Genomic DNA, 24,908 nt, shown 5'->3' on the forward strand with positions numbered 1-24,908 from the left:
GCTCTCTGCTATGTTAATCAACAGTATAAAAAGCGTAGGGGGAACCTGACATGACGGTCTCCGCCGGTCTTTACCAACCGCTCAGCGGCATCCAATACGGGTTCGAATGGGGAACCGATCATTATCGGGAGCGCTCCATCAGCTATCTTGGCCAGCCGGTCGTCTATTACCAATTCGCCACCGCCCGGACGGAGAACGAGGCGAAGGAGATTCAGGTCGTGCCCGACGGCTGCGTTGACCTGCTGTTCTGCTGCGACGGCAGAAGTCCGGAAGCCTTGGTATGCGGAACCGTGCTTCGCGGGCGGAGCATCTCCCTGCGTTCGGGCACCGTCTACTTCGGGGTGAGATTGTCGGCCCGGCTCAGCATCGTCCTGCCCGGGCTGTCCCTGAAGGACGTCATCGAGGAGCAAGCCCCGTTCGAGGACTCGCTGTCCTCTTATGCCGATATGAGCGAGAGAATCGCGGAATGCGCGGGATTCGCAGAACGGATCGCCTGCTTCGAACGCCGCTGCCCGGGTCTGCTGAACGGCAGCGACCGCTCGATCGCCCTCGCGGATTACTGCTTGACGGAGCTGCAAAGGACGGACGGCGGCGTCTCGATCCGGGAGCTGGCCGAGGGGACGGGCTATTCCGAACGGTATCTCCGGAAGAAGTTCGAGCAGTCGTTCGGCTTCTCTCCGAAGCTGTACGGCCGCATTGTCCGGTTCCAGCGGACGCTGGAAGGAATCGTAAGGAGCCGAGCTCCCCTGGCGGAGGTGGCGATCGAGAGAGGCTACTTCGACCAGGCCCACTTCCTGAAGGACTTCAAGGAATTCAGCCCTCTCACGCCGCAACAGCTTAGGGCGAGACCGGATTCGGCCGGAGACGGATGAGATTGCCTTGATCTGCCCGTCCGACTCGGCTACGATACTCCTGAGGGCCGGAGCGTCACCTGCGCCGCACAAGCAAGCCGGGCATCCAGAGAAGCGCAAGAGCGATCCCCCGACCAATCAGGGGAGGAATCATCATGATCAGAATCGGCATCATCATCGGAAGTACCCGTCCCGGCCGCAAAGCCGAAGACGTCGCGCGCTGGGTATACGACATCGCGGCCAAGCGCGACGACGCGGAGTTCGAGCTGGTCGACATCGCGGCCTACAACTTGCCGTTGTACGACGAACCCGTCCCTCCCGTCATGGGCAATTACAAGCACGAGCATACTCGCGTCTGGTCCGAGAAGATCGACAGCTTCGACGGCTTCGTGTTCGTAACGCCGGAGTACAACCACTCGACGTCGGCGGCGCTCAAGAACGCCCTCGATTACCTGTACCGCGAATGGAACGATAAGGCGGCCGGCTTCGTCGGCTACGGAAGCGCGGGCGGCACCCGCGCCGTCGAGCATCTGCGCCAGATCGCGAGCGAGCTCAAGATGGCGGCGGTGCAGGCCCAAGTGTCGCTGTCGCTGTTCCACGACTTCGAGAACTACAGCGCGCTGAAGCCCGGCCCGAAGCAGGAAGCCTCGGTCAACAACCTGCTCGGACAAGTCGTCGCCTGGAGCGGCGCCTTGAAGTCTCTTAGAAGCTAAGGCTATCGGTGAAAAGAAGAAGGAGAGACGGGCGAGCGAGTCGCTTCGTTCTCTCCTTCTTTTGGGGTCGGACTGGGTTGAATCTAGGCTTGGCCATGAGGCGCCCCGGACGGCACGTGGCGGCACAGCCGCTCGGAGAAGGCGCCTCCCCATACGGAGACGATCGCCAGCGCCGCGGCCGTCAAGGCCGACAGCGCCACGATCGGCATCATGGAGGCGAAGGGGGCAAGCGCAGCCAGCGCCAATAGGCCGAACAGATAAGGCTTCGGGAACACTTGCGCCACGATTCTCATGAACAGCAAATTCCCGAGCAGGTATAAGGCCGGCCCTCCGAGGATAACGGCCGCCATCTTGGCGTCCAGGCCCCCGGTCGGGTGAGCCAGCAGCCATTCGTCCGCCACGGCGGACAGTATGATGCCCGCCACCAGCAGAAGATGGGTATACGTGTACGCCGAGCGGGCGACTCTCCCGGGATCGGAGGAGTGCGCGATGTAATGATGCCCGACTTTGGACGTTATCTCGAAGTAAATCCGCCACATGGCGACCGTGCCGGCGAACGAGACGGCGAACCCCGCGAGAACCCCCGGGCTCCACTCGAGCTTGGCGAAGGTCGCTCCCGTCACGAGAATCGATTCCCCGAGCGCGATGATGACGAACAGGCCGCACCGTTCGGACATATGCGAGCCCTCCACGTCCCATACGCGAGTAGGCGTTCGGCCGACCCGGGGAAGCCAGAAGCCGAGCGACGGGGAGATGTATTCAATGACGAGAGCCGCCGCCCACAGCGCCAGCCTCCACGAGTCGTGCGCGAGGCCGCCGGAGATCCAGAAGACGCCCGACAGGGACAGCCAGGCGAGAATGCGAACGAAGTTGATGCGAAGCTCGGCGGGACCGTCCCGCAGCGCCCAGACGGTGAAGGCCGTCCGCCCGACCTGGAACGCCGTATAGGCGACGCCGAAGTACAGTCCGCCATGGCCGAACGCCTCCGGGATCGATGAGGATACGACAAGCCCTGCCAACATCAACGCGATCAGCATGCTTCGGACCGGCTTCGTGTCCGGGTTCAGCCAGTTGATGGCCCAGGACGTGAAGATCCAGGCCCACCAGACGGCCATCGTCAGCAGCGCGAGATGAATCGCTCCCTCCAGCGAGAAGTGTTCCAGCAAGGTGTGCGACAATTGCGTGACCGCGAAGACGAAGACCAGATCGAAGAACAGTTCGATAAACGATACTTTGCCCGAATCGCTGCCGCCTCTGCTGCGCATTAGTCTAGATGCCGAATGTCCCGAGGTTCTCTCCATGACCCGCTCCTTCTCATGCCGGCTTCGCGCGCCGATCGTCCTCCGCCGGGAGAGATCGCTCTCTTCCGCATGCGTGTATCCCCAGTATAACGGCGGGGGGAGGGGTTGACTACCGAAGATTGGCCGTCTGCGGCCTTCTGTTCATGAGACGGTCCGCGTTCCTCGCGAATCCGAACCGTTCGTAGAGACCGTGCGCGTCCGGCGTGCCGAGCACTCCCGTCATTCGAACGGATGGCAGAGACGCCCGTTCCGGAAGCCCGTCTCTTCTCCCGACGACTTCAAATCGGGTTCGGCGCGAAGCCGTCTAGTCTACGCTGATCATCGCGTTCGTCCCGGCTATGTCGAGCGGCTCCTTCTCCTTCGAGAGAAGCGCTTCGCCGAACGCTTGCTGCGCCCTCGCCGTCAGGCTCGCCCAAGCTTCTTCGTTCGTCTTGGCGCCCGAGACCGCCGCTCGCGTCTCCTCTTCCGCCAGCTTCCGGAACGACTCCGAGAAGCCCTTCGGCACCAGCGGCCGGCGGAACGAGGGATCCGGACGCAGCGCATAGAACGCCGACAAGTCCCGTCCCTTGGCGTCCCGCTCGAAGCCCTTGCGGGCAAGCAGCTTGGCGGACGACTTCGCCTTCAGCCTCATGAACTCCTCGCTATGGATGTAGCGGACGAATTCCCACGCGAGCGCCTTCTCTCCAGTCTCGGCGCCGACCGCGTAAATCTCCGGAAGCGAGAACGCCGTCGTCGCCCCCGGCTCGCGCGGATCGGCGGGCATCGGGGCGATCCCCCATGGGAAGTCCCTGGGCCCGTTCCCCGAGCCCGAGTTCGCCGGCTTCATCGCGTCGAGCAGCTGCATCGTCAGCAGATCGTCGATCGCCATCGCCGCATTCCCTTCCATAAACGAACCTCCGCCCAAGCTGACGGTCATGTTGCCGTTGCCGAACGGAGAGGAGGGCAGCAGAAGAGAGCCGTCTCGATAGCCTTCCACCGCCTGCGCGAATGCGTTGGCCCATTCCTCGGAGTCGAGCCTCAGCGCCGTCCCCTCCGGATTCAAGAAGGCCAATCGGCGCGATTCGGCGATGTCCATGACCAGCGCGAAGGGATTCGCCGCGATCATAGACTGGGACAAGCCGTAAACCTTGTCCTTATCCTTCTCTCCGGCGGCGAACTTCTTGGCGAGCAGAAGAAGCTCGTCCCAGCTCATTCCCTCCTGCGGGTACGAGACGCCGTACCGGTCGAACAGCCGCTTGTTGTAATAGAGCGCCTTGGTCTCGAAAGTATTGGCGAGTCCGTACAGACGGCCTCCTCCGCGTTCCTTCAAGAGATCGACGACGCCCGGCAGCAGGTTCTCCGCGTCGAAGCCGCTGTCGCGGATCGGCGCTTCGAGATCGAGTAGCCTGCCCTCCTGCGCCAGAGCTTCGTACTGGTTCTCGTCCAACAGCAGAATGTCGGGCTGTCGCTCCTCTATTATTTTCCGATAATGATCGATTGCATCTCCTTCCCCGCGAGTCTCCGACAGCGTAAGGACTTGGAACTCCGCGTCGGGATACTTCGTCAGGAACAGGTTCCCGTAATCGTTGTAGAAGGCCGCTTCGCTCGAATAGACGACCTTGAGAAGCTTCTTCTCTTGCGCGCCCGAGGGGACCGGCTTCCATTCGTCGTCGCCCCCTCCATCCGCGCAGCCCGCGGTCGGAATCAGAACGGCGACTCCCGCCGCCAGCGCCGCGAGGCGCAACCATGCTTCGCGCTTCAACGCTTCTCCTCCTCCCTGCCGTCCTGCAAGCCTATATAAATCGACTGCGCCATCAGCTTCGCGTCTCCTTCCGTAATTCGGCCTACGATCGAATACTTGTACTTGTCGTCCTCCCAGATCAGGACGACGTCCCCGTTCCCGGCGGTGCGAATCCACGCCGGCCGGTCGCCGACCCTGACCGGCTCGAAGCCCTCCACCCTCTCCCGGTTCGGCTTGGCCGACCTTCTCCACTCCAGCTCCCCATCGTCCAACGCGGAATAGCGGATGACGACCGCGTCCTCGGCCCGGCTGTCCCTCGTCTCCGTCACGACTTCGCTCACCTTGTAGCCCGCGGGCATGTAAGGCGGAATCACGACTTTGCTTACGGCCAACCGGGGCGGCGAAGGCGGCGAATCGGAAGACGGCGGCGGGGGGGACATCGAAGGACGAATCGACGAGGAGGAGGTCGACTCCGATGCAATATCGTCCGGGCGGGCCTGCCGAACTTCCGACATCGACAGGAACAGGAGAATCGCGAACGCCGCCAACGCCGGAACCGCGACGAGAAGGAGGAATCGCGCGCCCCGCTTCTCCTTCGCGCGTACTTCGGCGCGCGCCCGCTCCAGCGTTCTTCTTCTCAGCTCCGGGCCGGCCCGATGTCCGTCAAGCCCCTCCTGCAAGGCTCTCTTCAAGGCTTCAAGCTCCTTCATGCATCGTCACCCCCTCCTTCCAACGTTGCCTTCAACAGCTGCCTGGCCCGGTGAAGCCGGCTTCGGACGGTACCTTCCGATACCCCCAGCACGTCGCCGATCTCTCTCGTCGACAGCTCGTGATAGTAGTAGAGCAGCACGCACATCCGGAACGGCTCCGCCAGCGCCGATACCGCGCGCCACAATTCGCGGTTCGTCTCGGCCAGGACGGCCGTTCGCTCCACGCTCTCCGTCGTCTCCCTCGAATGACGGCCCAGGAGCGGCGCCTGCCGCCACCACGGCCTTCTCTCCGCATCTCTGCAAGCGTTCAAGGTGACCTTGAGAATCCAGGCCTTCGGATTTGCGATATCCTGCAGGCTTACTTCGGAACGGTAGACGCGCAAGAAGACCTCCTGGTAGACATCCTCCGCCTTCTGCCTATCCTTCAGGCGGAAGAGAGCCGTTCGCAGCACAGCGTCCCCGTACCGGTCCATCCATGCCGACAGCCCCCGCTCCCCGCTATCCCCGATGCCTCGCTCCGGGCTTGGTTCAGACGGCGATAACACGTCATCCCTCCTCTCCTACACCTTAAGACGCGGCTCGGTTGGATTCCGCTCCCAGAAGGGGCGCAAATTGGCTCTCGGGTCCTAGAGCCGCGCACGAAAGAGTCCGGACGCGGAACGCAAAACAAGGGCCATCCCTTCAGTCGACAAAGTCGGCTTCGGGATGGCCCCTGCTTCTTGGATTGCAATTCGATATCGTCGCGGGGGATGGAACTCTTGCCCGCGCTCACCGGTGCTGAACGTAGCGGTTCGCCTTGCTGACGCGGCGGACGGCCTCGATCTCCTCCGCGGTCAGCTCCGGCGAGTCCGCGGCCGCGACGTTCCGCAGCAGCTGCTCGCGCGAGCTGGCGCCGGGAATGGCGACGGCGACCGCCGGATCGCTCAGCGAATAGCGGATCGCGAGCTGCGTCAGGCTTCGCTCCGGCGTCGTCAGCTCCTGCAGCCGCTCGCGCAGCTCGACCAGCTCGGCCAGCTCGTAGTCCGGCACGCCCTTGACCGGCTCCCGCCCGGCGGCCAGCGCTCCGCTCGCCAGCGGTCCTCTCGCGATGACGCCGATCCCCTTCTCGCGCAGCAGAGGCAGAACCTCCTCTTCCGCCCGGCGGTCGACGATGCTGTAGGCGTTCATGACGCTGACGATCGACGAGCGCGCCGCGTATTCGCGAATGACGTTGGGACGGATCGAGGAGATGCCGTACTCCCGGATGACGCCCTCCCGCTTCAGCTGCTCGAACGCTTCGATCGTCTCGTCGATCGGATCGTCGATGGTGCCCCCGTGAAGCTGGTACAAGTCGATGTAGTCCGTTCCGAGCCGCTTCAGGCTGTCCTTCGCGGCCGACAGAATATACGCCTTGGACGGATCCCAGACCCAGCCGTCCTGGCCGGGAATGCGCCGGTTGCCGACCTTCGTGGCCAGCACCACCTGCGAGCGGCGGCCCCGGATCGCCTTGCCGACGAGCTCCTCGTTGCGGCCGCTATCGTACAGGTCGGCGGTGTCCAGCAGATTGACGCCGAGCTCCAGCGCCTCGTGGATAATGGCCGTCGCCTTCGTCTCCTCCGTGCCGAGGGACATGCAGCCGAGCCCGATCTCGCCGACGAGCAGGTCGGAGGCTCCTAACCGATTTCTTTTCACCGCAATCGTTCTCCCTTCGCTATAACGATGCCGGCAGCCCGTGCCGGTACATCTCCACGCAATCCGTATGCCGCTTCAACGTGTCCATCGTGCCCGGATTCGGCCTCGCGTAAACGACCGGATAATCGGCCTCCTCATACTCCTCGCGAACGGGAAAGGCCAGCTTCTCTTCGGTTAACGAGAATTGCGCGTCGACGCCGGCCTTGTTGCCTCTCGCGTCCAGCCGGATCCACCGCCCTTCGGACTTCAAGTAGACGGCGTTCAGCGCATGGATGCAGTAGCCCGTATCCGGCGTGTCGCCGAGCGTCAGCCTCTGGTAGCAATACCCGGCCGGAACTCCTTGACTGCGAAGCAGCGCGCATAGAAGGTTGGACTTCGCGTAGCAGATCCCTTCCCGGAAGAACAGCGCCTCCGAAGCCCGGCGCGTCACCCGCCTGCTCTGGATGTCCCACGAGTGCGCGATCTCGTCCCGGACGAATTCGAAGGCTCTCTGGACGAACCCAAGCTCGTTCTCCGACGCTTGGAACAGTTCGGCCGCCTTCTCCCGGACGGCGAGGTGGCTCCAATCCGCTTCTTCCGTCTCCTCCAAGTAATGTTGCAGGTCGTTCGATTCGATAACCAAGTTCAAGGGCAAGTCAGCCTCCTCTTCTCTTCACTCCCGCTCTCTTATACATCCACAAACCGGCGAGTCCCGTCAAGGCGATGGCGAGAAGGCCTTCCGGACTCGGAGCGGCGATCCAGCCGTCCCCCTCCCGAGCGACGAAGTAACGGTCCAGAACGAGCGTGTTGACCACGGCGTTGCCGACGGTGTGCATCAAGACGGCGGGCCAGACGCTGCCGGTCGCGAGCCGGATCTCGCCGTACAGAACGGCCATGGCGACCACGCCGATCATCATGCGGGGGATGAAGGTCGCCATGCTCTCTCCGGTGTCGAAAAACAGGTGCAAGTAGGGAATGTGCCAAGCTCCCCACACCAGCCCGACGGCGACGTGCACGGCCAGGCGGGGATAGCCGAGTCCGAGCAGCCTCGGGGCCATATAGCCTCTCCAGGCGAATTCCTCGAACAGGTTCTTGACGAATTGCGGCAGCAAGGCCGCGAAGACCCCCGCGATCAGGGAAGAAGCCGGCCCCGAGACGTCCGCCCATCCGAGCAGCGCCCCCGCTCCGGCGACGAGAGCCGCCAGAACCGGGAAGAACAGCAGGCTGACCGCGTACGGGAAGCCATTCCCCTTCATTCGCGGCCGGAGGCCGAAATCCTTCCACCCGTCCCCCGCCCGCGTGCGCAGAATCGTCATCGTCAGCAGCGGAACGACGATCCAGATCAACTGCCCGAGACTGCCGCTCGCGTCGGATTCGGCCTTCAGATCGACCAGCCGCCCGAGCCACCCGCAGCTTAATGCCGCCGCCGAGAAAATCGCGACGTTCCTCAGCGTTCGTCCTTCCGCTCCGCTAGGCTTCAAGGTTCCTTCCCCTCTCTCCATCTCCGCAGATAGTTCCCGTACCAGCCCTTCAGGAAGGCGTAGTAGTCCGCCCCGAAGTCCAGCGTGTCCAGCCGGCTTCGCACCCTCGGATCGCTCCGGAGCTCTTCGTTCTTCTCCAGATGGTCCCGGTTCATCCGCTGGAACCGCCTCAGGTTCGCCTCCACCGCTTCGATCTCGCGCAGATATTCCTCGACCAGCTCGATCCGGCGTTCCTCGCTTGCGTAATGGAAGAAGAACATCTTCACGAGCGCGGGATCCCTCGGCTTCTCCAGCGCGATCGGCTCGTCGGCCCACCGGAGGAACTCCTCCCGCCCTTCTTCCGTGATCGAGTATACCTTCTTGCTCCGGCCGCCCCGGCGCACCTCCTCAAGGCGGACGTGCCCGTTCTGCACAAGCTTCTTCAGCGCCGGCTGAATGCTCCCCTGGCTCGTGTTGTAGAAGAAGCCGGTGCTCGTCTCCATGCTCTTCTGCAAGTCGTAGGACGACTTGTCTCCGTCGAGAAGCAACCCCAGAATGATTTTATCCTGCATACTCGAACCTGCCTTTATATCGTCTAGATATGTCTAGTAGAAATATTTGTTCCTCTTCAATGTACAATGCCGCATGAGGGGCGTCAATGGGTTTTTGGATTTTTTTGGGGGCCGCGGGCGAGGGGACCGAAACCGCCCTGTCGGATCGCGCGTACAAGAGGCGAGGAACGTTAGGACGGGAAGGGGCAGCCGAATGAGAAGCGAGCAAGAGATGATGGAGTTGCTGACGGAGTTCGCCAGGAAGGATGAACGCATCCGTCTGGTCACGCTGGAAGGGTCGCGGACGAACCCGAACATCCCTCGCGATTCGTTCCAGGATTACGATATATCCTGCTTCGTGACGGAGATGGATTCGTTCAAGGAGAACGACCGGTGGCTCGACGTCTTCGGAAGGCGCCTTATGATGCAGAAGCCCGAGGATATGGAGCTGTTCCCGCCGGATCTGGGCAACTGGTTCTCGTACCTGATGCTGTTCGAGGACGGCAACAAGGTCGATCTGACCTTGATCCCGATCGGCGAGACGGAGGAGTATTTCGCGCAGAGCGACGGGCTCGTTCGGGTGCTGCTGGATAAGGACGGTCGGGTTGCTAAGGAGCCGGTCGCGAACGACCGCCAATACTGGATCGCCCAGCCGACGGCCAGGCAGTTCGACGACTGCTGCAACGAGTTCTGGATGGTCTCGACTTACGTCGTCAAGGGGTTGGCCCGGCGGGAGATTCTATTCGCCATCGACCACCTGAACGAGATCGCAAGGCCGAATCTGCTGCGGATGATGGCTTGGCGAATCGGGGCGGAGCGGGGATATACGTTCAGCGTGGGGAAAAACTATAAGTTCATCGACCGCTACCTCCCGGCGGAAGATTGGGAGGCGCTGCTCTCGACCTATTCCGAGAGCGGCTATCCGGAGATGTGGCGTTCTCTGTTCGCTTGTTACGAGCTGTTCCGGAAATATTCGCGAGCCGTGGCCGACAGCCTCGGATACGCATACCCGGATTACGACGAGGCCGTCACGAAGTACGCGGAGAAGATTTATCGCTCGTTGACGTGAACCGGCCGGCCAAGCGCCCTCGCCTTCCGCGACGGTCTCGCGGCCGGCGAGGCGCTGGCGCGGCCGAGTCGTTAGGCGTAATGGAAAAGATGCGCCTTCACCCGGGCCGCTTCCTCGGGCGTCCGATGCACGTCGACGACTTCGTTGACGTCGAACTTGTTCCCGTCGGGGTCGTAGAACACGAAGTTGATGCCGCAGCTGCTCCGGTCCTGGAGTTCGTCCGTCCTGACGCCGTTCGATCTCAGGCGGCCGTACAGATGCTCGATCCCTCGGACCTCGAACGTGAACCGGAACATCGGATACCCCGTTTTGTCGGGAAATTGACTGTCGACCTCCCCTTCCGTCTCCACCAGATGCAGCCACTGCCCGTCGGACAGCCTCAGGATCGCCTGCGCTTCGGACGGATTGTAGGGCACCGCGAATTCCAGGCCGAAGTTCCTCCGCCACCATTCGGCTGATCTTAGCGCGTTCTTGACCGGGACATAGACCGAGCAGACCGCCTTCAGGGCATTGCCTCCCCACTCTTGCGACGCTTCCGGCATTTCCATCCATCCTTCCCTTTGTAAGAGTCTCAAGATCCTTACGATCAAGTAACGGATAATACGGCCAAAACCAAACGTCGGAACCGAACTTTTTTCGGTCTTTTTTTTCGAACGTTCCCCCGCTTTCGGGTTCTGCACCTTTTTCGACGCCACCGCGCTTTCTCCTTTATTTCCCCAGGCGTCCGCTATACAATCTAGCTAACTCGTTCCTGCAGCTTCCTCACTATAGAGCCGGAGAGATGGACATGTCCGATCACGAGAACCGCCTGGATTACCGACGGTTGAAGCAGCAGGTTTACCGCTACAGCCTAAGAGTGGCGGAAGACGCTTGGGAAGCGGAGGACTTGACCCAAGAGGTTCTGCTAAAGGTGCACCGCGCATGGGCGACGGATCGTTCCAGGGCGGTGACGAACGCCTACCTGTACCGGATCGTATGCAATACGTGGAGAGATAAGGCGAGGACGGATCGGAGACGGCCGCGAACGGCGGGCGTCAACGCTCCGGCCCGGTCGGGCGAGGACGGGGGCCTTATCGCGAGAGAACTGCTGGAGTCGCTGGCTCATCGCCTGTCGCCGCGAAGCATGGTTATCGTTCTGCTCATGGATGTCTTCGACTTCACGGCGAAGGAGACGGCCGAGTTCCTCTCTTCGTCGGAAGGGGCCGTGCAGGTCGCCTTGGGGCGCGCCCGGCTCCGGCTGCGCACGCTGGCCCGGCAGACGGGGCCGGATCGACTGTCTCCGCCCGAAGCGCCGGCCGGCTCCGGGGAGGATCGGATCGACTTGGACACGCTCGTCGAAGCGTTCCGGCGAAGGGATCCCAAGGGCATCTGCGGCGCCTATCTGGGCTTGGCCTCCCGGCGCGTAAAGCTCAGCCAGGTACGCTGGATTCAAGGCAAGTTCGCGTTCGGCTTCGAGGACCCGGACGGCAACCGGTTTATGGTGACGGGATAAAGGGAACTTTGGTCGAATAAGAGGGCTGCAAGGGGACAAAAGGAGAAAGCCGGGAAGCCCCTGCATGGGAAACTTCTCGGCTTATCGTTACTCATGCGCGAATATCGGTAAGTTCAGGTGCCGCAGAAAGTCCGGTAAGCGCAAGACGATTCCGGAGGCAGCGCCGCGTATTCCTCCTGGTCGGGGGAATGCGCGAACGGCTTGGAGAGAGCGTTCAAGAGGCGCTGCATCACGCCGTAATCGCCGTCTTCCACCGCCGCCTCCAACGCCTCCTCCACCCGGTGGTTGCGAGGGATGACCGCGGGATTATGGTCGCGCATCCTCTGCTTCCAGGCTTCGGGAGGCTCTTCCTGCCTGCCGAGCCGCGCCTGCCAACGCTCGCGCCACGGCCCGAATTCCTCCGTGCCGGCCAGCGGCGTCTCCTCCGCCCGATCGAAGGTCAAGGCCCGGAACGTGTGGGTGTAATCCGCGCGGGATTGCCGCATGATACGGAGAAGATCCGCGATCAGAACTTCGTCTTCCTTCTCTTCGTTCCCGATCCCGAGCTTCGCCCGCATCCCCGCCAGCCAGCGGCGCTGGTACGCCTCGTTGTAGCCCGCGAGGGCGTCCTCGGCCAGCTTGACGGCCTGCTCCTCCTCGTCATGCAGCAGGGGCAGGATGGCTTCCGCCAACCGGGCCAGATTCCAGGCGCCGATATACGGCTGGTTGCCGTAGGCGTAGCGGCCTTGGGTGTCGATGGAGCTGAACACCGTCGCCGGGTCGTAGACGTCCATGAAGGCGCACGGCCCGTAATCGATCGTCTCGCCGCTAAGGGCCATGTTGTCGGTGTTCATCACCCCGTGAATGAAGCCGACGAGCATCCATTGGGCGATGAGAGCGGCCTGCCGGTCGATCGCCCCGCGAAGCAGGGCCAGATAGCGGTTGTCCTTCGCTTCGGCTCCCGCCTCGATGTCCGGGTAATGCCTGCGCAGCGTATAATCGGCCAGCGCGCGGAGCTCTTCGGCGGTTCCCCAATTGGCCGCGTACTGGAACGTGCCGACGCGGATATGGCTCGCCGCCACGCGGGTCAGAACGGCGCCGGGCAGCTCGGTCTCGCGCAGAATGGTCTCCCCGGTCGCCGCGACGGCCAGGCTGCGAGTCGTCGGGATGCCCAGCGCGTGCATCGCTTCGCTGATGATGTATTCGCGCAGCATCGGTCCGAGCGCCGCTCGGCCGTCTCCCCGGCGGGAATAGGGAGTGGGGCCCGAACCCTTGAGCTGAATGTCGAACCTCTCCCCGCGCGGGGTGATCTGCTCGCCGAGAAGCAGGGCCCGGCCGTCTCCCAGCATCGTGAAATGCCCGAACTGGTGGCCGGCGTACGCCTGGGCGAGAGGCTCGGCGCCTTCGGGAATCCGGTTGCCCGCCAGCTCCGCCGCGCCTTGTTCGGTTCGAAGCGCCTCGGCGTTCAAGCCGAGGGAAGCCGCCAGCGAATCGTTCAGGACGACGAGCTCCGGCGCGCGAACGGCGGTCGGAGCGAGCCGGGTGAACATCCGGTCCGGCAGGCGGGCATAGCTGTTGTCGAAGTTCCATCCCGCCGCGGTCCTCGCGTGTAGATCGGTCATCGCTTCACCCTTCTTTTCCGGCTTATTGTGATCTTCTTCCGTATTATACCCTATCCGAAGCGCGTCTCCCTGCCGGTTCCAACAATCTTCCCCGGCTTCGCCCGAATTCCGGTTGACCCGCAGCGCCGGCGCTTTATACAATGGCCTTAATCGAGACCACAACGACTGGAGGAATGCTCGTGCCGCCCGATCAAGTGCCTCGTTAAGCCCGTCCTCCGCCCGAATCCCGGTTCTTGAAGGTCGAATTCCTAAGAATACGGGAGGATGGCGAACGATGAGAAGAGAACGCGACCAGGAGTTATGGCAAAAAATACGGTTCGGCGTCGAGATCGAATTCGTCGGCGGGGTTCTGGAGGAGATCGAGCTTCTGCCCGGCTGGATGCTGTCGCTCGAAGAACGCCAGATCGACGATACGGGAGAAGAATCCGGAAGCGAGCTCAAGCCGCCTCCGATCGTCTGGGACGACCGGGAGCAGATCCGCGTCATGCTGGCCCGGCTGCGGGCGGCGGGGGCGAGAGCGAATTGGAACTGCGGGCTGCATGTCCACGTCTCCCTGGAACGTTGGGGAGAGGAAGCGATCCCGCGGTTTATCGAAGCGGCAATGCGGTATCAGGAAGCTCTCCAGCGCCTGCTCGAGACCGGCGAGGACCGGCGGGTCTTCTGCCCTCCCGTCACCCCGGAGATTCGGGAACGCTATCTGGCGGCACCGGGAGAAGCCTCTCTCCTTCGCCGGGGAAGGCCGCAATCCCATCGCTGCGGCATCAATCTGGCGGCGTGGTACGACATCGGCACGGCGGAAATTCGGTACGCCAACGGCTCCCTCGACGAAGACGAAGCGCTGCGCGCCGTCGAGCTCTGCCTCCGGTTCGTCGCGGCCGTAGGCGAAGGACGTTCGCTCCCCCGGGAGCCTCTGGAGCTGGCCGCGGAGCTTGGCGCCCCGCTCGGCGGATACCCCAAGCCGATCGCCGCTCCGCGCTGGTACCGCGAGAGGATGTGGCTGGAGAACGCGCTGGTTCCCGTTCTGACGCCGGAGGCGCGCCGGCTTGTCCCGGGAGGAGAGATTCTTCAGCTCCTGCCCGCCCCGGACGGAATCCTGGCGGTCATCGAGGACGAAGACGGCCGGCCGAGCAAGCATCTGTTCCGCCTGCCCGCCGCCGGTTGGGAACTCGCCCGCTCCCTTCCGAATTAAATCTGGTGCCGCGAACTTTTGCAGCCCCCTTGGATCGATCAAGGGGGCTGTTGCTTGTGCGTACGGGTTGGCAGGCGCCAGCTCCCGACTTAACGGTTCAGCCACTGCGCCGCCTGCAGAATCGCGATCGCGGCCCGATCCCGCCGGTCGGCGTCGTCGCTTCGCATGGCCGCCCTCAGCACGTCCAGCGCTTCCCGGATCGTCGCCTCGTCGATCCGCGCGCTTCCGTCCTCCGCCGGCCGGACGAGCAGCCGCTCCAGCTCCTCGCGGGTCACGTCGCGGCCGAAGAGGCCAAGCTCCCCTTCTTCGCGAAGGAAGGCCTGCAGCTCGGGATGCAGCTCCTCGCTCTTCAGGCTCCGAAGCCAAGTGACCCCGCGCCGATGGCCGCTGCGGCTCTCGGCGCTGTCGAATTCCTCGAGATAATAATAGTCCCCCAGATCGCCCAGGACGAAGCGTTCTCCGTCCGTCGCAAGGACATAATCCCCGTCCTGCATGACATGCGCGAAGACGAAGGCGTCTTCCGCTCGCCGGTTCGCCTCCGTCCCTCCCAGAAGCTGCTCAAGCCGGGCCCTGTCGAGCCGGCTCCAATCTCCCGATCCCGGCTCGCCGAAGCTGACGTAATGATTCTCCAGATATTCCGGCAGCCCCCGAGGTCCCCCCGGGTCCGCCTTTAACCGGTACAGCCGCATCCCGATTCCCCCTATTCGCCGCTTTAAGCGGCCTCTTTGGCCTGCTGCCTGCTTCCGGACAGGAACCAGCCGCAGACGGCGATCAATAGCAGCACCGCATAGAAAATGAGCTTCCAGGCCGACGATTCCGCGAAGTCGTGGGGGATGACGTGGATCGACGGGTGCGCCAGGGTATGAACGGCCAGCTTGACGCCGACCCAGCCGACGATCGCGAAGGCGGCGAGTTCCAGCGCGGGCCGGCTCTCCAGCAGCTTCACGAACAGCGAAGCGGCGAAGCGCATGATCAGAAGGCCGATGAATCCCCCGAGGAAAATGACGATGAAATGTCCGCCGTCCATGCCGCCGATCCGCGGCAGGTCCGTCGTCGGCAGCGCGACGGCGAGCGCGACGGCCGCCAGGATGGAATCGATCGCGAAGGCGATGTCGGCCACTTCGACCTTGAGCACCGTCGTCCAGAAGCCGGACTGCTTCTTGCTCTCCTTCTTTTCCGCCGACTGCTCGCCCTTCTTCACGATAACCTTCCGGAAAATATGATTGCCCGCGATAAACAGCAGATACAGCGCTCCGATCGCTTGCACTTGCCAAATATCCACCAGATACGAGATCACGAACAGCGAAGCGAAGCGGAAGACGAACGCCCCCGCGAGCCCGTAGAACAGCGCCTTCTTCCGCGTCTTCTCGGGCAAGTGCTTGACCATGATGGCGAGCACGAGTGCGTTGTCGGCGGCCAGCAGGCCTTCGAGCGCGATGAGGACCAGCAGCACCCATCCGTACTCCAGCAGCATTCCGAAATCCATCGAACATCCCCTCTCCGTTTTTCGGATCGCCTGCCGCTTATTTTCACCCCCGGAAAAACGCGAAGAGACCTTCGCCTTATTCGGGCAAAGGTCTCGCTAACAACGCCTCTCGGCAATGCCAACCAAGCCGGAGAGCGCGGCTCTCGTAATGACGACGTGGTTGTGGCAGCTACTCCCCTTTGGAAAACGGCGCTTTGCGCATGCGGCAGAGCGTCTTCGGGAAGGTATACGCGCAGAGGCCGTCCCGGTTTCAAGAATCGGACGATCTTTTTTTGGGATCGTCGCGATGAGGCATGAGGCATGAGGCCGCCGCTCCGCTCGTACAATGGAATGAAGGAAGCTCGTACGAGGCCGGAGGGATGCGCATGAGAATAACGTCCGGAGGATTCGAAGTCGCCTATCACGGAAGGGTATTCGCCTATGGGATGAATCCGATCGAGATCGTCTTGTCGGAGGAGCGCGATCCGCTGAAGTTCGTGTTCTGCATCGAGCGGGAGCCGGACAGGGACGACTTCGCGACGGACATTCGGCTGGTCCGCTACAACGAGGTTCGGATCGCTTGCGTGAATTATCCTCGGGGCAAGCCGATCGGCAACCAGGACCTGCTCCATCTGGGCGTTCTGAACAACCGCAAGCTCTCCTTGCGCTTCGAAGTGACCATCCATTACGATGCCGCGTCGTGGGCGCTCAACTTCACGTTCTACGCCGGCGAGGGGGTCCCCGATCATGAATAGGCTCGAGATTCAGGATCCGAAGGTCGCCAGCAAGATCATCGCGGCGAACGCGGAGAGCGAGAGGCGCAAGGCGGAGCTGGGCTTCCTGGGCAAGTTCTACGGCTCGGGCGAGAACGTCCGCCTCTACATCGTCGGGACGATCGCGCTCGGCATCCTTCTCGTCGCGCTTGTCTACACGCTGACGCCGGAGCGGTACCGTTCGCCCGAGTTCGGGCTGAAGGAGATGTGGACGCTCGTCGTGCTTCCCGTCGAATCGACGATTATCGGCTACCTGATCGGGTCGCGGACGAAGGAGGGCCGAAGTTGAGTAAAAGAAAGAGAGAAGCAAGGCGCTTCCCGCGCCTTGCTTCTCTCTCGTATGCGGCGAGCTGTTCATCGCCCCGTCATGGAGTCCGAGTCGCCGTAGGCTTCGACGGCCCGCCAAGCGCCCGCATTGTCGTCGAAGCGCAGACCGGGCTGCTCGTCCTTCGCCGATCCGGCCGGCGCGGCTGTATCCGGCTGCGCCATCTCGGCGGGCGAACGAGAGTGCTCGACGCAGAACGGCGTCCACGGAATCGCTTCGAGCCGCTCGTACGGAATCGGCTTCCCGCATGTCTCGCACTTGCCGTATTCGCCGTCCTTCATCCGCGCGAGCGCCCGGCCGACCGCGTCCAGCCGCTCCCGGAAGGCGCCGTCGATCGCCAGATCCCGCTCCCGGTCGGCGGTCTCCGTCGCCAGGTCCGCGGGATGGTTGTCGTACGACGAGATCTCGCCGGACGCGTCGGCGAGCGATTCGCCTTCCGCCGCTCCAGCCTCTTCCAGGTGGCGCAGGATCTCCTTCTTTTCCTCCCGTAACAGGCCCTTCAGCTTCTTAAGCTCTTCACGGGTCAGATCGCCCATTCCGCTCGCCTCCTCTTCTTAAGGCTTGTACTTCCTCTCGCTGGAGGAGGCGTCCTTCGTCTTCTCGCGAGCCTTCTCGTCCCGCTGCTCGATGCCGAGGTCCTCGACCGGAATCGGGTCGACGTTCCGCTCGCTCTCCCACATGTCGAACAAGCTCTTCTTGTCCGTCGGGTATTGCTCGGGATGGTCCCGATCTGCGCTTCGCTACCGATCGCTCATGTGCCCCACCTCCTACCCCTTATTTAAACAAGGAGGGGAGAAGGGAATCGGAGCCGTGCGAAGGCTAGACCGTCAATCGGCGGACGGCGGGTTGAACTGCAGCGCCCCCCACAGGTTCCCTTCCGGATCGTAGAACTTGAGCACCCAGGCGAAGCCGTCGTTCCGGAACTGCTGAATACGGGCGCCGATCCCCGCCAACCGTTCGTGAAGCTCGTGAATCCGCTCCGTTCGGTAGAGCAGCGCCGGATAGTCCGTCCCGCCCACCGTGAAGTGCGCGTGCGACGCTTCGTCCTCCGTCTGCCACAGCATCAGAAGCGGCCCTTCCGGCAGCGTCAGGAAGGCGATGCGGTCGCCGTCCCGGCTGCTCAGCCGGAACCCCAGATGGTCGACGTACCACGAGATGGCCCGCTCCATCCGGCGCACCGGAATTTGCGCGTGTTCAAGCGAGGTTAGCAGAGTTCATTACCCCTCTCCGCGGGATTTCGAATGGATTTCCCTATTTTACCATGTACAAGGAGGGCGCGGTTCTACAGATTCAGCTCTACGAGCGATTGGGCGAGCTGAGGATAATCCGTGATGATTCCGTCGATCTCGAACTTCAGCACTTCCGTCATGTTCCGGCGGCTGTTCACCGTCCATACCCAGACTTCGCGCCCGGCGCCGTGCGCCTTCTTGACGAGCTGATCGGTCAGCATGACCTGCTCGATCGTATAGAAGTCGACGTCGAGCTTCGTCAGGTCGCCCAGCGCGAAGTAGAGAATCTGCCCGATCTTGATCTCGGGAGCGAGCGACCGGATCTGCCGAAGCGTGCCGCCGTCGAACGACTGAATGTATACTTCTTGTTCCATCTCGTATTGCTGCACGAGACGAACGACTTCGCGCGCCAGCGGCTCGCCCGCTCCGTACGGCTTCATGTCGAGCAGCAGCTTGATGCGTCCCTTCGCCTCCGCCAGCACCTCTTCGAGCGTCGGAACGGGAACGGGCTCCCCTTCGGCATCCCGGCCGATCGACAGCCGGCGAAGCTCTTCAAGGGTGAGGTCCGACACCTTCGCGTTCGCCCCGGCCATCCGCTTCAACGTGTAATCGTGATTCAGCACCGCGACGCCGTCCTTCGTCAGCTGGACGTCCAGTTCGACCGACGGAACGCCCTGTTCGATGGCGGCCTTCACGGCCAGAAGCGAATTCTCCGGCTCGTCGCCGGAGTTGCTCCGATGGGCGGCGATCACGACGCTCCACTTGGCGTAGACGAGACTGTCGGTCGCTTTGAAGCCGACGAACAGAGCCAGGCACAGGTAGGCGACGGCTACGGTTCCGTACAGGACTCTCTTGTGCTTGAGATTCTTTGCGAACGAGACCAGACGCTGCTCCAGCCGGCCGAGTCCGCTGCGATAGACGTTCAGGCGGTCTTGCGGCTTGAGGCCTTTGGCGCGGCCGAAATAATAGAACAGCCGCGTCAGCAGGATCATGTTCGCCGGGAGGAGAAGCAGCGCGATCATGTACGTAAGGATCGTGGACAGAGTGAGCGAATAATGCTTCGTGAACACCTCGAGCACGTTCATGTCCAGCCAAGAAGGCAGATAGGACAAGGACGCGATCGCCGCGAAGCCGGCGCCGATCACGGCGGCGTTCACCAGGATGAGCGACAGGAACAGCTGCAGCCTTCTTCCCCGCGTCAGCGCCTGGCTTCTGCGCATCGCCTCGGTTATCGGGCAGCCTTCCAGCAAGGCGAAGTGCAGCACGAAGATCCATCGCAGCAGCGCGTAGATCGCCGCCGCGAGCAGGAGAACGTAGACGATCGTCATCGTATACGAGGCGTTCAGCACTTTGTTCTCCAGCAGGATCGGCACGTTGAACAGCGCGTAGAACGAAGCGGACAGCGGCGAATCGATGAACGGGATGAGGATCAGGAGCAGGGCGACCAATTGAACGGCGCCGAACCCGAGCAGGCGCGGCGTCTGGCGCAGCGTCGTCAGCCACGCGTCGGCGATGGCCACGTCCCGGCCGAAGTAGCGCTGCTGGACGATAATGACGAGAACGCCCAGTTCCACGAATACCGCGAACGAAGCGACCAGCCCGATGGCGGCGAGTCCGAGCACGCCTTCGAAGTGGAAGCCGAGACGGTACACCTCGCCGTTCAGCAGCGAGCCGGAGCCGACCGCCGCCACGATCCGGTCGAAGATCAGCGTAATCAAGGGAATGATGACGAAGCTGGTCACGAGCATGTACATATATTCGAACAGCAGCAGCTTCGGGTAGGAGGCGCGAAAATCGCGAATGCTTCTGCCCAGCAACTTCAGCATAACGATTCAGTCCAATCTCTCTATGGTGTCTCTACTAGCTTAAATCACCCGATAGAACAAAACTAGGGCTAAGTTCGAAGATTCGGAGGAGACGAAGAAGACCGTCTTCCCTACCCAAGCGGGTCGGACACGGCCTCGATGCATTCCCTATAGGGTATGACGGCTAATCCCCGGACTTGACAGCGATTCTCGAGATTCCCTGGCGGACTGGCGGATCGCATTCGCCGATCCCGATCCCGATTCCGAGCCCGAATCGCCGCGGCAGATCTCCGGCCTACTCGTTCCGCAGCCGCGCGACAGCCCGCTCGTATTCCTTGTACCGTCTCTCCCACGCCTGCTCGCGCGATTCGAAGGTGCGGTCGTCCAGCAGCGCTTCGACGACGTCCAGACAGACATGCCATCCGGCGAGATCCTTGGGCGAGTGATCGGTTAGGCGGCGGATCTTCTCGATCAGAACGAGCCGGCTGCCTCCGTCCGGTTCCGGATACAGCTCGAACCGCACCTGATCGTCTCCCCAGGTATATTCCAATACCGAATGCGGCCGAAGCTCGAGAATCCTCATCTCCTCGAACGTTCCGTCTTGCATGTCGAACTTGATGACTCCTCCCTCGCGGAGATCGTCCACTTGCAGCTCGGAGAACCATCTCTTCAGCTTGTCGTTCTCCGTCAGGAACGACCACACCTTCTCGACGGGATGCTTCAGGCGGCGCTCGAAGCGGGCTTCGTATCCGTCCTCGGACGGCTTGATCGCGGCTAACATGAATACTCTCCTCCTCGTCTTCGGTTCTTCGGCTCAAGGGTCCAGGTCCAACTGCTTCTCCAGCTCGTCCAGCTTGTTCGTCCAGAACCGGCGGTAGGGCTCGAACCAATCGTGCGCTTCCCGGAGCGGCCCGGGATTCAACCGGTACCGATGATGCTTCGCGTCCTTGCGCAGACTTACCAGACCGGCCTCCCTCAGAATGCGCAGATGCTTCGATATTCCCGGTTGGCTCAAGGACATCAGGTCCACCAGCTCGCCGACGGAACGCTCCCGGACGAGGATCAGGTCGAGAATCTTCCTCCGATTGGGTTCGGCCAGCGCCTCGAAGATTTTATCGTTGTTCATGGTTACATATTACCGAATGGTTATATTTCCGTCAAGTTATATGTAGACGACAGAAGAAGCATCCTCGGATGCTTCTTCGTACAGATTGCACATCATGTACACTGCGTGCTTGTTCGCTCCCTAATCGTCCTATCTGGTGGAAGAATAATACGGATAGTCCATCTTGGCTTGAATCCGCCTGACCGCCTCGCCCGAAGCGATCGATTCCACGAAGAAAAGCCCGAGATCGATGGAAGCCGACACCCCGCCTCCCGTAAAAACGTCGCCGTCCCTCACGAACCGTTCCCGGACTACTTCCGAGCAATAGGGCTCCAGCAGCTCGTAGGCGGAGGGGTTCGTCGTCGCCCTTCTCCCTTGCAGGAACCCCGCCGCTCCAAGGATCAATGCGCCCGTGCAGACGGACGCCTTGTACTGCGCGTCGCGAGCCGTCCGAATCCAGGACAGGAAGTCCTCGTCGTGTCTCAGCTGCCGGGTCGGCATTCCCCCAGGGACGAAGACGAGATCGTACTCGGACAAGTCCGGGCGGACCCGGCCGACCCGGATCGTCAACCCCCGGTCGTCGGTTACTTGCTCCCCGGCGGCGCAGAAATCCCACGACACGTTCTCCCGAATCCCCAGAATTCCCATCCAGGTTACGGCTTCGTAAAATCCGGCGAAATCCAGCGTCGTCATCCCGTCGAACAGAATAAAGGCCATTCTCATCCCCAAACACCCTTCCCTTCTTCGGATAAAATAAATAGAGTACCCGACCCTCTGAAGGATCGAATACTCTTGCCCAGGCGTACGGCATGACGATTATGCGCTCCCTCGCGGTTCTCCGCGTTACGCCAGTCGCGCATATCGGTGTGATGTACGGATATCGTATTCTGAAAATTCGATCAAGTCAAGCGCCATAAAATTCGCGCTCTCCAACCGCCATCTGCGAGTCGCCGACATCTGACCGCACCTGTCTACCGACTGCTGCCTACAGGTCCTGTGACAGCCGGATCATGTCCCTGCAAGGAATCCCGTCCTCGTAGATTTCCTCTTCGTAGTGCCTCGTGAAAAAGTCGATATCAACGCCGACGATCCGGAAGCCGCACTTCTGGTACAGCGCCAGCTGACCGATGCTGGAATTCCCCGTCCCCACCTCGAGGGTCCGGTAGCCTCTCGCCTTCGCCGTCTGAACGGCATGCCGGACGAGGCTCTTCCCGATTCCGCGCCCGTGCAGCTCTTCCGCGACCGCGACGTTCACCAATTCGACGGTATCCGGTCTCGTCGGCAGGAGCACGTAGACGCCGACCGTCCGATGATCCTCCACCGCTACGTAAGTCTCTCCCCGGCTGAGATACTCCTCGACCAGCTTGCGGGAAGGATCGGCGAGCAGCAGCAGCTCCATCGGAGGTGCCTCTCCGGAATGAAGGTTGCGAATCTCCATGTTGTTCTCCTTATGTAAGAATTTATCCCTATTATACAGACACGGGGGAAAAGGAACAAAACCGGGAAGCCCCTTAGCAATGAGACTTCCCAGTTAGCGCGGCGCGTTAAGCGAGCCCGTCCAAATTAAGCCCGCCATTTGGCCCGAATATCCATCAAATACTTGATGACGACGGCGACCGCGCCGACGTAATAGGCCAGCGGCACGATCCAGCCGGTCTCGTCCATGGCGGAGATGCCGGACAGGATCATCAGCGGAAGCACGTAGCTGACGATGTCCCGAAGGCTGCTTAGTACGGATTCGGGCGACGGCTTGCCGCTGGAGAGCGATTTGTAAAGCCCGACCAGCAGGTTGACGGCCATCGAGCCGAGCACGATCCATAGGGCGAGTTCCATTCCGCCCGTTATATCGACCACTCTTCATCACCTCCTTGAAGGAGGATGCGATCGATACAGCATATGGCGGCGGGGACAAGACGGTCCCTGCGGTAGCGAAATCGGGCGAACGGCGTGAAAGGCGGAAGCTACTTGCCGGCCGGAACCGGAATGCGAAGGACGAACGGCTCCAGAGGCTTCTCGGTGTAGCCGGCCGGATCTCCCTTGATCCACGTTCTAAGGATCGGAGTCACCGTCGCCTCCGTCGCTCCCTTCGGGAGTTGTTCGGTCACAAGCGTGTCGGTCCGATAGCGGAAGCCTTCTACGACCTTGCCTTGCTTCTTCAGCCTCCCGGAGCCCCCGGTATTCAACGGAACGTAGGTCAATCGCGTGCCGCCCGCTTCGATCTCATAGTGAATGCTGGACCTCGGACCTTCTTCGAGCATCGGGTTCGGCAGCCACGAGCTCGGGTACTCCCAAAGGAAGGTCCATAGCGTCGAGCGGGATGCCGTCCGGACCCGTTCTGCTTCGAAATGGACGTCCTCGTCGTCGGCCTTCGGGAGGCCGGTCAGCTCGCGGACCGGTTCGCCTTGCTTGGCGACCGGGAGCTGGAAGCTCCAATCTCCCGGGAGCAACTTCTGATCGCCGGGATCGTCGAAGACCGCCAGAGCCGGAACCCTGATTTTCAGCAGCAGCTCGTCCGGCGCCTTCCCGGAAAAGTAATAATTGACGATGCCCGTCTTCGCGTCTCCCTGCGTCTCCCCGCTGTCCGTCATGACGATGCCCGGGTATTCCTTCTTGATCGAGGGGTCCAGCTCGAAGACCGGCCGAACCCACAGCTCCTTCGGGAAGCCCTCCGGGCGCATGACGGAATAGCTGAACGACAGGCGCTGGCCGTCGAACATCGCTTCGTGAACCCGGAGCGTGTAGGACTTGTCGCTTTTCTCGAGGAGAACGCCCATCTCCCCTGCTTGACCTTCCTGCATAAGAGCCGGATTCCCGCTCGCCGCGAAGATCGATTGCAGCTTCAGCTTCACCGTCTCGGCGAACGAGTCGCTGCCGGCGAACAGCGAAGCCCCTCCGGCCACGAGGACCGCGGCCGCAGCCGTCGCGACGATCGCCCAAGGGCGGCGAGAACGGCGCTTCTCCGATCGCCCCCGATGCGGCAGGCCGGCGAGCAAGCTCTCGATCCCCTCGTGAACATCGGCGGGGACGACAGAACTTCTCCGCAGCTTGTCCGCCAGCTCCTTTTCCCATTCCGTTCGGTGCATCATGGCAGTTCCTCCTTCATGGCGGGTTCCCGCATCAACGCTTCCAATTTGATCCGAGCCCGGTGAAGCCTCGACTTCACGCCGCTCTCGCTCAAGTCCACGATTCCCGCGATCTCCTGGATCGACAGGTCCTCCAAGTAATACAGCACGACGATCTCCTTCTGGTCCATGCCCAGCCCGTCGAGCAGGTCGAGAAGCTCCAGATCGGACTCCAGCGCATGCGAGCCGGCGCGCTTGTCCTGAAGATGCTCCACCGGGATCACCTTCCGGTTGTGGCGGATGACCCGCCTGCACTCGTTGATCAGGATACGAACGAGCCACGTCCGGAAGTAGGCGGGCTCCCTCAGCCTGGCGATCTCCTTGTAAGCTTGCAAGATCGTCTCTTGAATCGCGTCCAGAACGTCCGGCCGGGACCGCAGAATTCCGTTCGCGATCGAGTACAACATCGTCTCGTTCTTGCGAATAAGCGAGATAAACGCATCGCGCGACCCGGCCTTCGCTGCCGCCGCCAGTTCCAAATCTTGCATGAGGCGCAAGCTCCTTCCTTTCTCTCTTCTATCTATTAGAGCCGCGAGCGGGACGGCAGGTTTCTCATCGGGCGAAAAAAATAGATTTTTGGCGGCGGCTAACGAATCGAGGAGACGCTATTTCGCCAAAAACAATGGATTTTCGATTCTAACGAATCGGTATAGACGCTATTTCGTGCTGGAAGCCCGTTTTTCCCCCGAGTGGCCCCAAATAAGATCGCTGGAGTTCGTTAGAGTTTCAAAAGGGGCTATTGACGCTAAATAGCGTCTCCTGGGTTCGTCCCTCGTA

29 protein-coding genes, 1 pseudogene and 1 riboswitch are annotated in these 24,908 nt (G+C 61.9%); of the genes and pseudogenes, 7 read left to right on the forward strand and 23 right to left on the reverse strand.

All coding sequences use genetic code 11. The annotated features are described in order from the left end of the window. Positions 1 to 50: 50 nt before the first annotated feature. Positions 51 to 872 (forward strand): helix-turn-helix transcriptional regulator, encoded by an 822-nt coding sequence (locus tag H7B90_RS18140; RefSeq protein ID WP_185137308.1) that lies wholly within the window; start codon positions 51 to 53, stop codon positions 870 to 872. 134 nt (positions 873 to 1,006) lie between these two features. Beyond that, the gene (locus H7B90_RS18145; protein WP_185137309.1) at positions 1,007 to 1,564 is read left to right on the forward strand and encodes an NADPH-dependent FMN reductase; all 558 of its coding nucleotides are present in this window, start codon (positions 1,007 to 1,009) and stop codon (positions 1,562 to 1,564) included. 83 nt (positions 1,565 to 1,647) lie between these two features. Here H7B90_RS18145 and H7B90_RS18150 read toward each other — a convergent pair whose 3' ends face one another. The 8 genes from H7B90_RS18150 to H7B90_RS18185 all read right to left on the reverse strand — a co-directional run bounded on the left by H7B90_RS18150 (position 1,648) and on the right by H7B90_RS18185 (position 8,977). Then, positions 1,648 to 2,865: a low temperature requirement protein A gene (locus H7B90_RS18150; RefSeq protein WP_185137310.1), complete on the reverse strand. Its 1,218-nt coding sequence runs from the start codon at positions 2,863 to 2,865 to the stop codon at positions 1,648 to 1,650. A gap of 304 nt (positions 2,866 to 3,169) precedes the next feature. Then, entirely contained in the window at positions 3,170 to 4,606 is a 1,437-nt protein-coding gene (locus H7B90_RS18155) for an ABC transporter substrate-binding protein (protein ID WP_185137311.1), read from the reverse strand. Beyond that, on the reverse strand, positions 4,603 to 5,295 hold the full coding sequence (locus tag H7B90_RS18160) for a DUF4367 domain-containing protein (protein ID WP_185137312.1): 693 nt from the start codon (positions 5,293 to 5,295) through the stop codon (positions 4,603 to 4,605). Before H7B90_RS18160 ends, H7B90_RS18155 begins: the two co-directional genes overlap by 4 nt. Next, positions 5,292 to 5,840 (reverse strand): RNA polymerase sigma factor, encoded by a 549-nt coding sequence (locus H7B90_RS18165; protein WP_185137313.1) that lies wholly within the window; start codon positions 5,838 to 5,840, stop codon positions 5,292 to 5,294. Before H7B90_RS18165 ends, H7B90_RS18160 begins: the two co-directional genes overlap by 4 nt. Positions 5,841 to 6,063: 223 nt before the next feature. Then, entirely contained in the window at positions 6,064 to 6,966 is a 903-nt protein-coding gene (locus H7B90_RS18170; protein WP_185137314.1) for an aldo/keto reductase, read from the reverse strand. A 19-nt stretch (positions 6,967 to 6,985) separates the two neighbouring features. Then, on the reverse strand, positions 6,986 to 7,594 hold the full coding sequence (locus H7B90_RS18175; protein WP_185137315.1) for a transglutaminase-like domain-containing protein: 609 nt from the start codon (positions 7,592 to 7,594) through the stop codon (positions 6,986 to 6,988). Between the two features lie 7 nt (positions 7,595 to 7,601). Then, a complete protein-coding gene (locus tag H7B90_RS18180; protein WP_185137316.1) occupies positions 7,602 to 8,426 on the reverse strand; it encodes a CPBP family intramembrane glutamic endopeptidase in 825 nt (274 codons plus the stop codon). Next, positions 8,423 to 8,977 (reverse strand): PadR family transcriptional regulator, encoded by a 555-nt coding sequence (locus H7B90_RS18185; protein WP_185137317.1) that lies wholly within the window; start codon positions 8,975 to 8,977, stop codon positions 8,423 to 8,425. The genes H7B90_RS18180 and H7B90_RS18185 overlap by 4 nt, the downstream gene beginning before the upstream one ends. Positions 8,978 to 9,170: 193 nt before the next feature. Here H7B90_RS18185 and ant(6) point away from each other — a divergent pair, with 193 nt between their 5' ends. Then, a complete protein-coding gene (ant(6), locus tag H7B90_RS18190) occupies positions 9,171 to 10,025 on the forward strand; it encodes an aminoglycoside 6-adenylyltransferase (RefSeq protein WP_185137318.1) in 855 nt (284 codons plus the stop codon). Between the two features lie 71 nt (positions 10,026 to 10,096). Here ant(6) and H7B90_RS18195 read toward each other — a convergent pair whose 3' ends face one another. Then, on the reverse strand, positions 10,097 to 10,567 hold the full coding sequence (locus tag H7B90_RS18195) for a VOC family protein (RefSeq protein ID WP_185137319.1): 471 nt from the start codon (positions 10,565 to 10,567) through the stop codon (positions 10,097 to 10,099). A 245-nt stretch (positions 10,568 to 10,812) separates the two neighbouring features. Here H7B90_RS18195 and H7B90_RS18200 point away from each other — a divergent pair, with 245 nt between their 5' ends. Next, complete coding sequence (locus H7B90_RS18200; protein WP_185137320.1) at positions 10,813 to 11,517, forward strand: RNA polymerase sigma factor; 705 nt, start codon at positions 10,813 to 10,815, stop codon at positions 11,515 to 11,517. A 113-nt stretch (positions 11,518 to 11,630) separates the two neighbouring features. On the opposite strand, the gene H7B90_RS18205 is transcribed toward H7B90_RS18200, so the two are convergent. Next, positions 11,631 to 13,118, reverse strand: a complete 1,488-nt coding sequence (locus H7B90_RS18205; protein WP_185137321.1) for a protein adenylyltransferase SelO — start codon at positions 13,116 to 13,118, stop codon at positions 11,631 to 11,633. Positions 13,119 to 13,392: 274 nt separating this feature from the next. On the opposite strand from H7B90_RS18205, the gene H7B90_RS18210 reads away from it, so the two are divergent. Then, positions 13,393 to 14,307, forward strand: a complete 915-nt coding sequence (locus H7B90_RS18210; protein WP_185137322.1) for an amidoligase family protein — start codon at positions 13,393 to 13,395, stop codon at positions 14,305 to 14,307. An 89-nt stretch (positions 14,308 to 14,396) separates the two neighbouring features. Here the strand turns inward: H7B90_RS18210 and H7B90_RS18215 are convergent, their stop codons facing one another. Both H7B90_RS18215 and H7B90_RS18220 read right to left on the reverse strand, forming a co-directional pair. Then, positions 14,397 to 14,996 (reverse strand): DUF8426 domain-containing protein, encoded by a 600-nt coding sequence (locus H7B90_RS18215; RefSeq protein WP_185137323.1) that lies wholly within the window; start codon positions 14,994 to 14,996, stop codon positions 14,397 to 14,399. Positions 14,997 to 15,019: 23 nt separating this feature from the next. Further along, on the reverse strand, positions 15,020 to 15,793 hold the full coding sequence (locus H7B90_RS18220) for a MeeY/MeeF family manganese export membrane protein (RefSeq protein ID WP_185137324.1): 774 nt from the start codon (positions 15,791 to 15,793) through the stop codon (positions 15,020 to 15,022). A 365-nt stretch (positions 15,794 to 16,158) separates the two neighbouring features. Between H7B90_RS18220 and H7B90_RS18225 the strand changes: the two genes are divergently transcribed. Both H7B90_RS18225 and H7B90_RS18230 read left to right on the forward strand, forming a co-directional pair. Further along, on the forward strand, positions 16,159 to 16,527 hold the full coding sequence (locus tag H7B90_RS18225) for a DUF6864 domain-containing function (RefSeq protein ID WP_185137325.1): 369 nt from the start codon (positions 16,159 to 16,161) through the stop codon (positions 16,525 to 16,527). Beyond that, positions 16,520 to 16,834 (forward strand): hypothetical protein, encoded by a 315-nt coding sequence (locus H7B90_RS18230; protein ID WP_185137326.1) that lies wholly within the window; start codon positions 16,520 to 16,522, stop codon positions 16,832 to 16,834. Before H7B90_RS18225 ends, H7B90_RS18230 begins: the two co-directional genes overlap by 8 nt. Positions 16,835 to 16,899: 65 nt before the next feature. On the opposite strand, the gene H7B90_RS18235 is transcribed toward H7B90_RS18230, so the two are convergent. The 11 genes and pseudogenes from H7B90_RS18235 to H7B90_RS18285 form a co-directional block, all read right to left on the reverse strand. Next, positions 16,900 to 17,406, reverse strand: coding sequence for a TraR/DksA C4-type zinc finger protein (locus H7B90_RS18235; RefSeq protein WP_185137327.1), 507 nt, complete (start codon positions 17,404 to 17,406; stop codon positions 16,900 to 16,902). An 18-nt stretch (positions 17,407 to 17,424) separates the two neighbouring features. Further along, a pseudogene (locus H7B90_RS33720) lies at positions 17,425 to 17,589 on the reverse strand (YczO family protein); the annotation flags it as partial. Between the two features lie 108 nt (positions 17,590 to 17,697). Further along, entirely contained in the window at positions 17,698 to 18,081 is a 384-nt protein-coding gene (locus H7B90_RS18245; protein WP_185137341.1) for a VOC family protein, read from the reverse strand. Between the two features lie 71 nt (positions 18,082 to 18,152). After that, on the reverse strand, positions 18,153 to 19,925 hold the full coding sequence (locus H7B90_RS18250; protein ID WP_185137328.1) for a glycerophosphodiester phosphodiesterase: 1,773 nt from the start codon (positions 19,923 to 19,925) through the stop codon (positions 18,153 to 18,155). 274 nt (positions 19,926 to 20,199) lie between these two features. After that, the gene (locus H7B90_RS18255) at positions 20,200 to 20,685 is read right to left on the reverse strand and encodes an SRPBCC family protein (RefSeq protein WP_185137329.1); all 486 of its coding nucleotides are present in this window, start codon (positions 20,683 to 20,685) and stop codon (positions 20,200 to 20,202) included. Between the two features lie 33 nt (positions 20,686 to 20,718). Next, positions 20,719 to 21,030 carry an ArsR/SmtB family transcription factor gene (locus H7B90_RS18260; protein WP_185137330.1) on the reverse strand — a complete coding sequence of 104 codons (312 nt, stop codon included), beginning with the start codon at positions 21,028 to 21,030 and terminating at the stop codon, positions 20,719 to 20,721. A gap of 129 nt (positions 21,031 to 21,159) precedes the next feature. Beyond that, entirely contained in the window at positions 21,160 to 21,732 is a 573-nt protein-coding gene (locus H7B90_RS18265; RefSeq protein ID WP_185137331.1) for a DJ-1/PfpI family protein, read from the reverse strand. A gap of 64 nt (positions 21,733 to 21,796) precedes the next feature. Continuing rightward, a riboswitch (ZMP/ZTP riboswitch) is annotated at positions 21,797 to 21,875 on the reverse strand. 119 nt (positions 21,876 to 21,994) lie between these two features. Continuing rightward, positions 21,995 to 22,447: a GNAT family N-acetyltransferase gene (locus H7B90_RS18270; RefSeq protein WP_185137332.1), complete on the reverse strand. Its 453-nt coding sequence runs from the start codon at positions 22,445 to 22,447 to the stop codon at positions 21,995 to 21,997. A 125-nt stretch (positions 22,448 to 22,572) separates the two neighbouring features. Then, a complete protein-coding gene (locus H7B90_RS18275) occupies positions 22,573 to 22,863 on the reverse strand; it encodes a hypothetical protein (RefSeq protein WP_311772754.1) in 291 nt (96 codons plus the stop codon). A gap of 107 nt (positions 22,864 to 22,970) precedes the next feature. After that, the gene (locus tag H7B90_RS18280; protein WP_185137333.1) at positions 22,971 to 24,095 is read right to left on the reverse strand and encodes a DUF4179 domain-containing protein; all 1,125 of its coding nucleotides are present in this window, start codon (positions 24,093 to 24,095) and stop codon (positions 22,971 to 22,973) included. Further along, entirely contained in the window at positions 24,092 to 24,619 is a 528-nt protein-coding gene (locus H7B90_RS18285; protein WP_185137334.1) for a sigma-70 family RNA polymerase sigma factor, read from the reverse strand. Before H7B90_RS18285 ends, H7B90_RS18280 begins: the two co-directional genes overlap by 4 nt. Between the last annotated feature and the right edge of the window lie 289 nt (positions 24,620 to 24,908).

It is taken from the genome of Cohnella xylanilytica (genome assembly GCF_014212175.1).
GTDB classification, from domain to species: domain Bacteria; phylum Bacillota; class Bacilli; order Paenibacillales; family Paenibacillaceae; genus Cohnella; species Cohnella xylanilytica.

Bases quoted from the DNA above. Each gene is read 5' to 3' on its own strand.
- H7B90_RS18140 (WP_185137308.1), top strand. From the start codon at position 51: ATGACGGTCTCCGCCGGTCTTTACCAACCGCTCAGCGGCATCCAATAC.
- H7B90_RS18145 (WP_185137309.1), top strand. From the start codon at position 1,007: ATGATCAGAATCGGCATCATCATCGGAAGTACCCGTCCCGGCCGCAAA.
- H7B90_RS18150 (WP_185137310.1), bottom strand. From the start codon at position 2,865: ATGGAGAGAACCTCGGGACATTCGGCATCTAGACTAATGCGCAGCAGA.
- H7B90_RS18160 (WP_185137312.1), bottom strand. From the start codon at position 5,295: ATGAAGGAGCTTGAAGCCTTGAAGAGAGCCTTGCAGGAGGGGCTTGAC.
- H7B90_RS18185 (WP_185137317.1), bottom strand. From the start codon at position 8,977: ATGCAGGATAAAATCATTCTGGGGTTGCTTCTCGACGGAGACAAGTCG.
- H7B90_RS18195 (WP_185137319.1), bottom strand. From the start codon at position 10,567: ATGCCGGAAGCGTCGCAAGAGTGGGGAGGCAATGCCCTGAAGGCGGTC.
- H7B90_RS18200 (WP_185137320.1), top strand. From the start codon at position 10,813: ATGTCCGATCACGAGAACCGCCTGGATTACCGACGGTTGAAGCAGCAG.
- H7B90_RS18205 (WP_185137321.1), bottom strand. From the start codon at position 13,118: ATGACCGATCTACACGCGAGGACCGCGGCGGGATGGAACTTCGACAAC.
- H7B90_RS18210 (WP_185137322.1), top strand. From the start codon at position 13,393: ATGAGAAGAGAACGCGACCAGGAGTTATGGCAAAAAATACGGTTCGGC.
- H7B90_RS18215 (WP_185137323.1), bottom strand. From the start codon at position 14,996: ATGCGGCTGTACCGGTTAAAGGCGGACCCGGGGGGACCTCGGGGGCTG.
- H7B90_RS18220 (WP_185137324.1), bottom strand. From the start codon at position 15,793: ATGGATTTCGGAATGCTGCTGGAGTACGGATGGGTGCTGCTGGTCCTC.
- H7B90_RS18225 (WP_185137325.1), top strand. From the start codon at position 16,159: ATGAGAATAACGTCCGGAGGATTCGAAGTCGCCTATCACGGAAGGGTA.
- H7B90_RS18230 (WP_185137326.1), top strand. From the start codon at position 16,520: ATGAATAGGCTCGAGATTCAGGATCCGAAGGTCGCCAGCAAGATCATC.
- H7B90_RS18235 (WP_185137327.1), bottom strand. From the start codon at position 17,406: ATGGGCGATCTGACCCGTGAAGAGCTTAAGAAGCTGAAGGGCCTGTTA.
- H7B90_RS18250 (WP_185137328.1), bottom strand. From the start codon at position 19,925: ATGCTGAAGTTGCTGGGCAGAAGCATTCGCGATTTTCGCGCCTCCTAC.
- H7B90_RS18255 (WP_185137329.1), bottom strand. From the start codon at position 20,685: ATGTTAGCCGCGATCAAGCCGTCCGAGGACGGATACGAAGCCCGCTTC.
- H7B90_RS18260 (WP_185137330.1), bottom strand. From the start codon at position 21,030: ATGAACAACGATAAAATCTTCGAGGCGCTGGCCGAACCCAATCGGAGG.
- H7B90_RS18265 (WP_185137331.1), bottom strand. From the start codon at position 21,732: ATGAGAATGGCCTTTATTCTGTTCGACGGGATGACGACGCTGGATTTC.
- H7B90_RS18270 (WP_185137332.1), bottom strand. From the start codon at position 22,447: ATGGAGATTCGCAACCTTCATTCCGGAGAGGCACCTCCGATGGAGCTG.
- H7B90_RS18280 (WP_185137333.1), bottom strand. From the start codon at position 24,095: ATGATGCACCGAACGGAATGGGAAAAGGAGCTGGCGGACAAGCTGCGG.
- H7B90_RS18285 (WP_185137334.1), bottom strand. From the start codon at position 24,619: ATGCAAGATTTGGAACTGGCGGCGGCAGCGAAGGCCGGGTCGCGCGAT.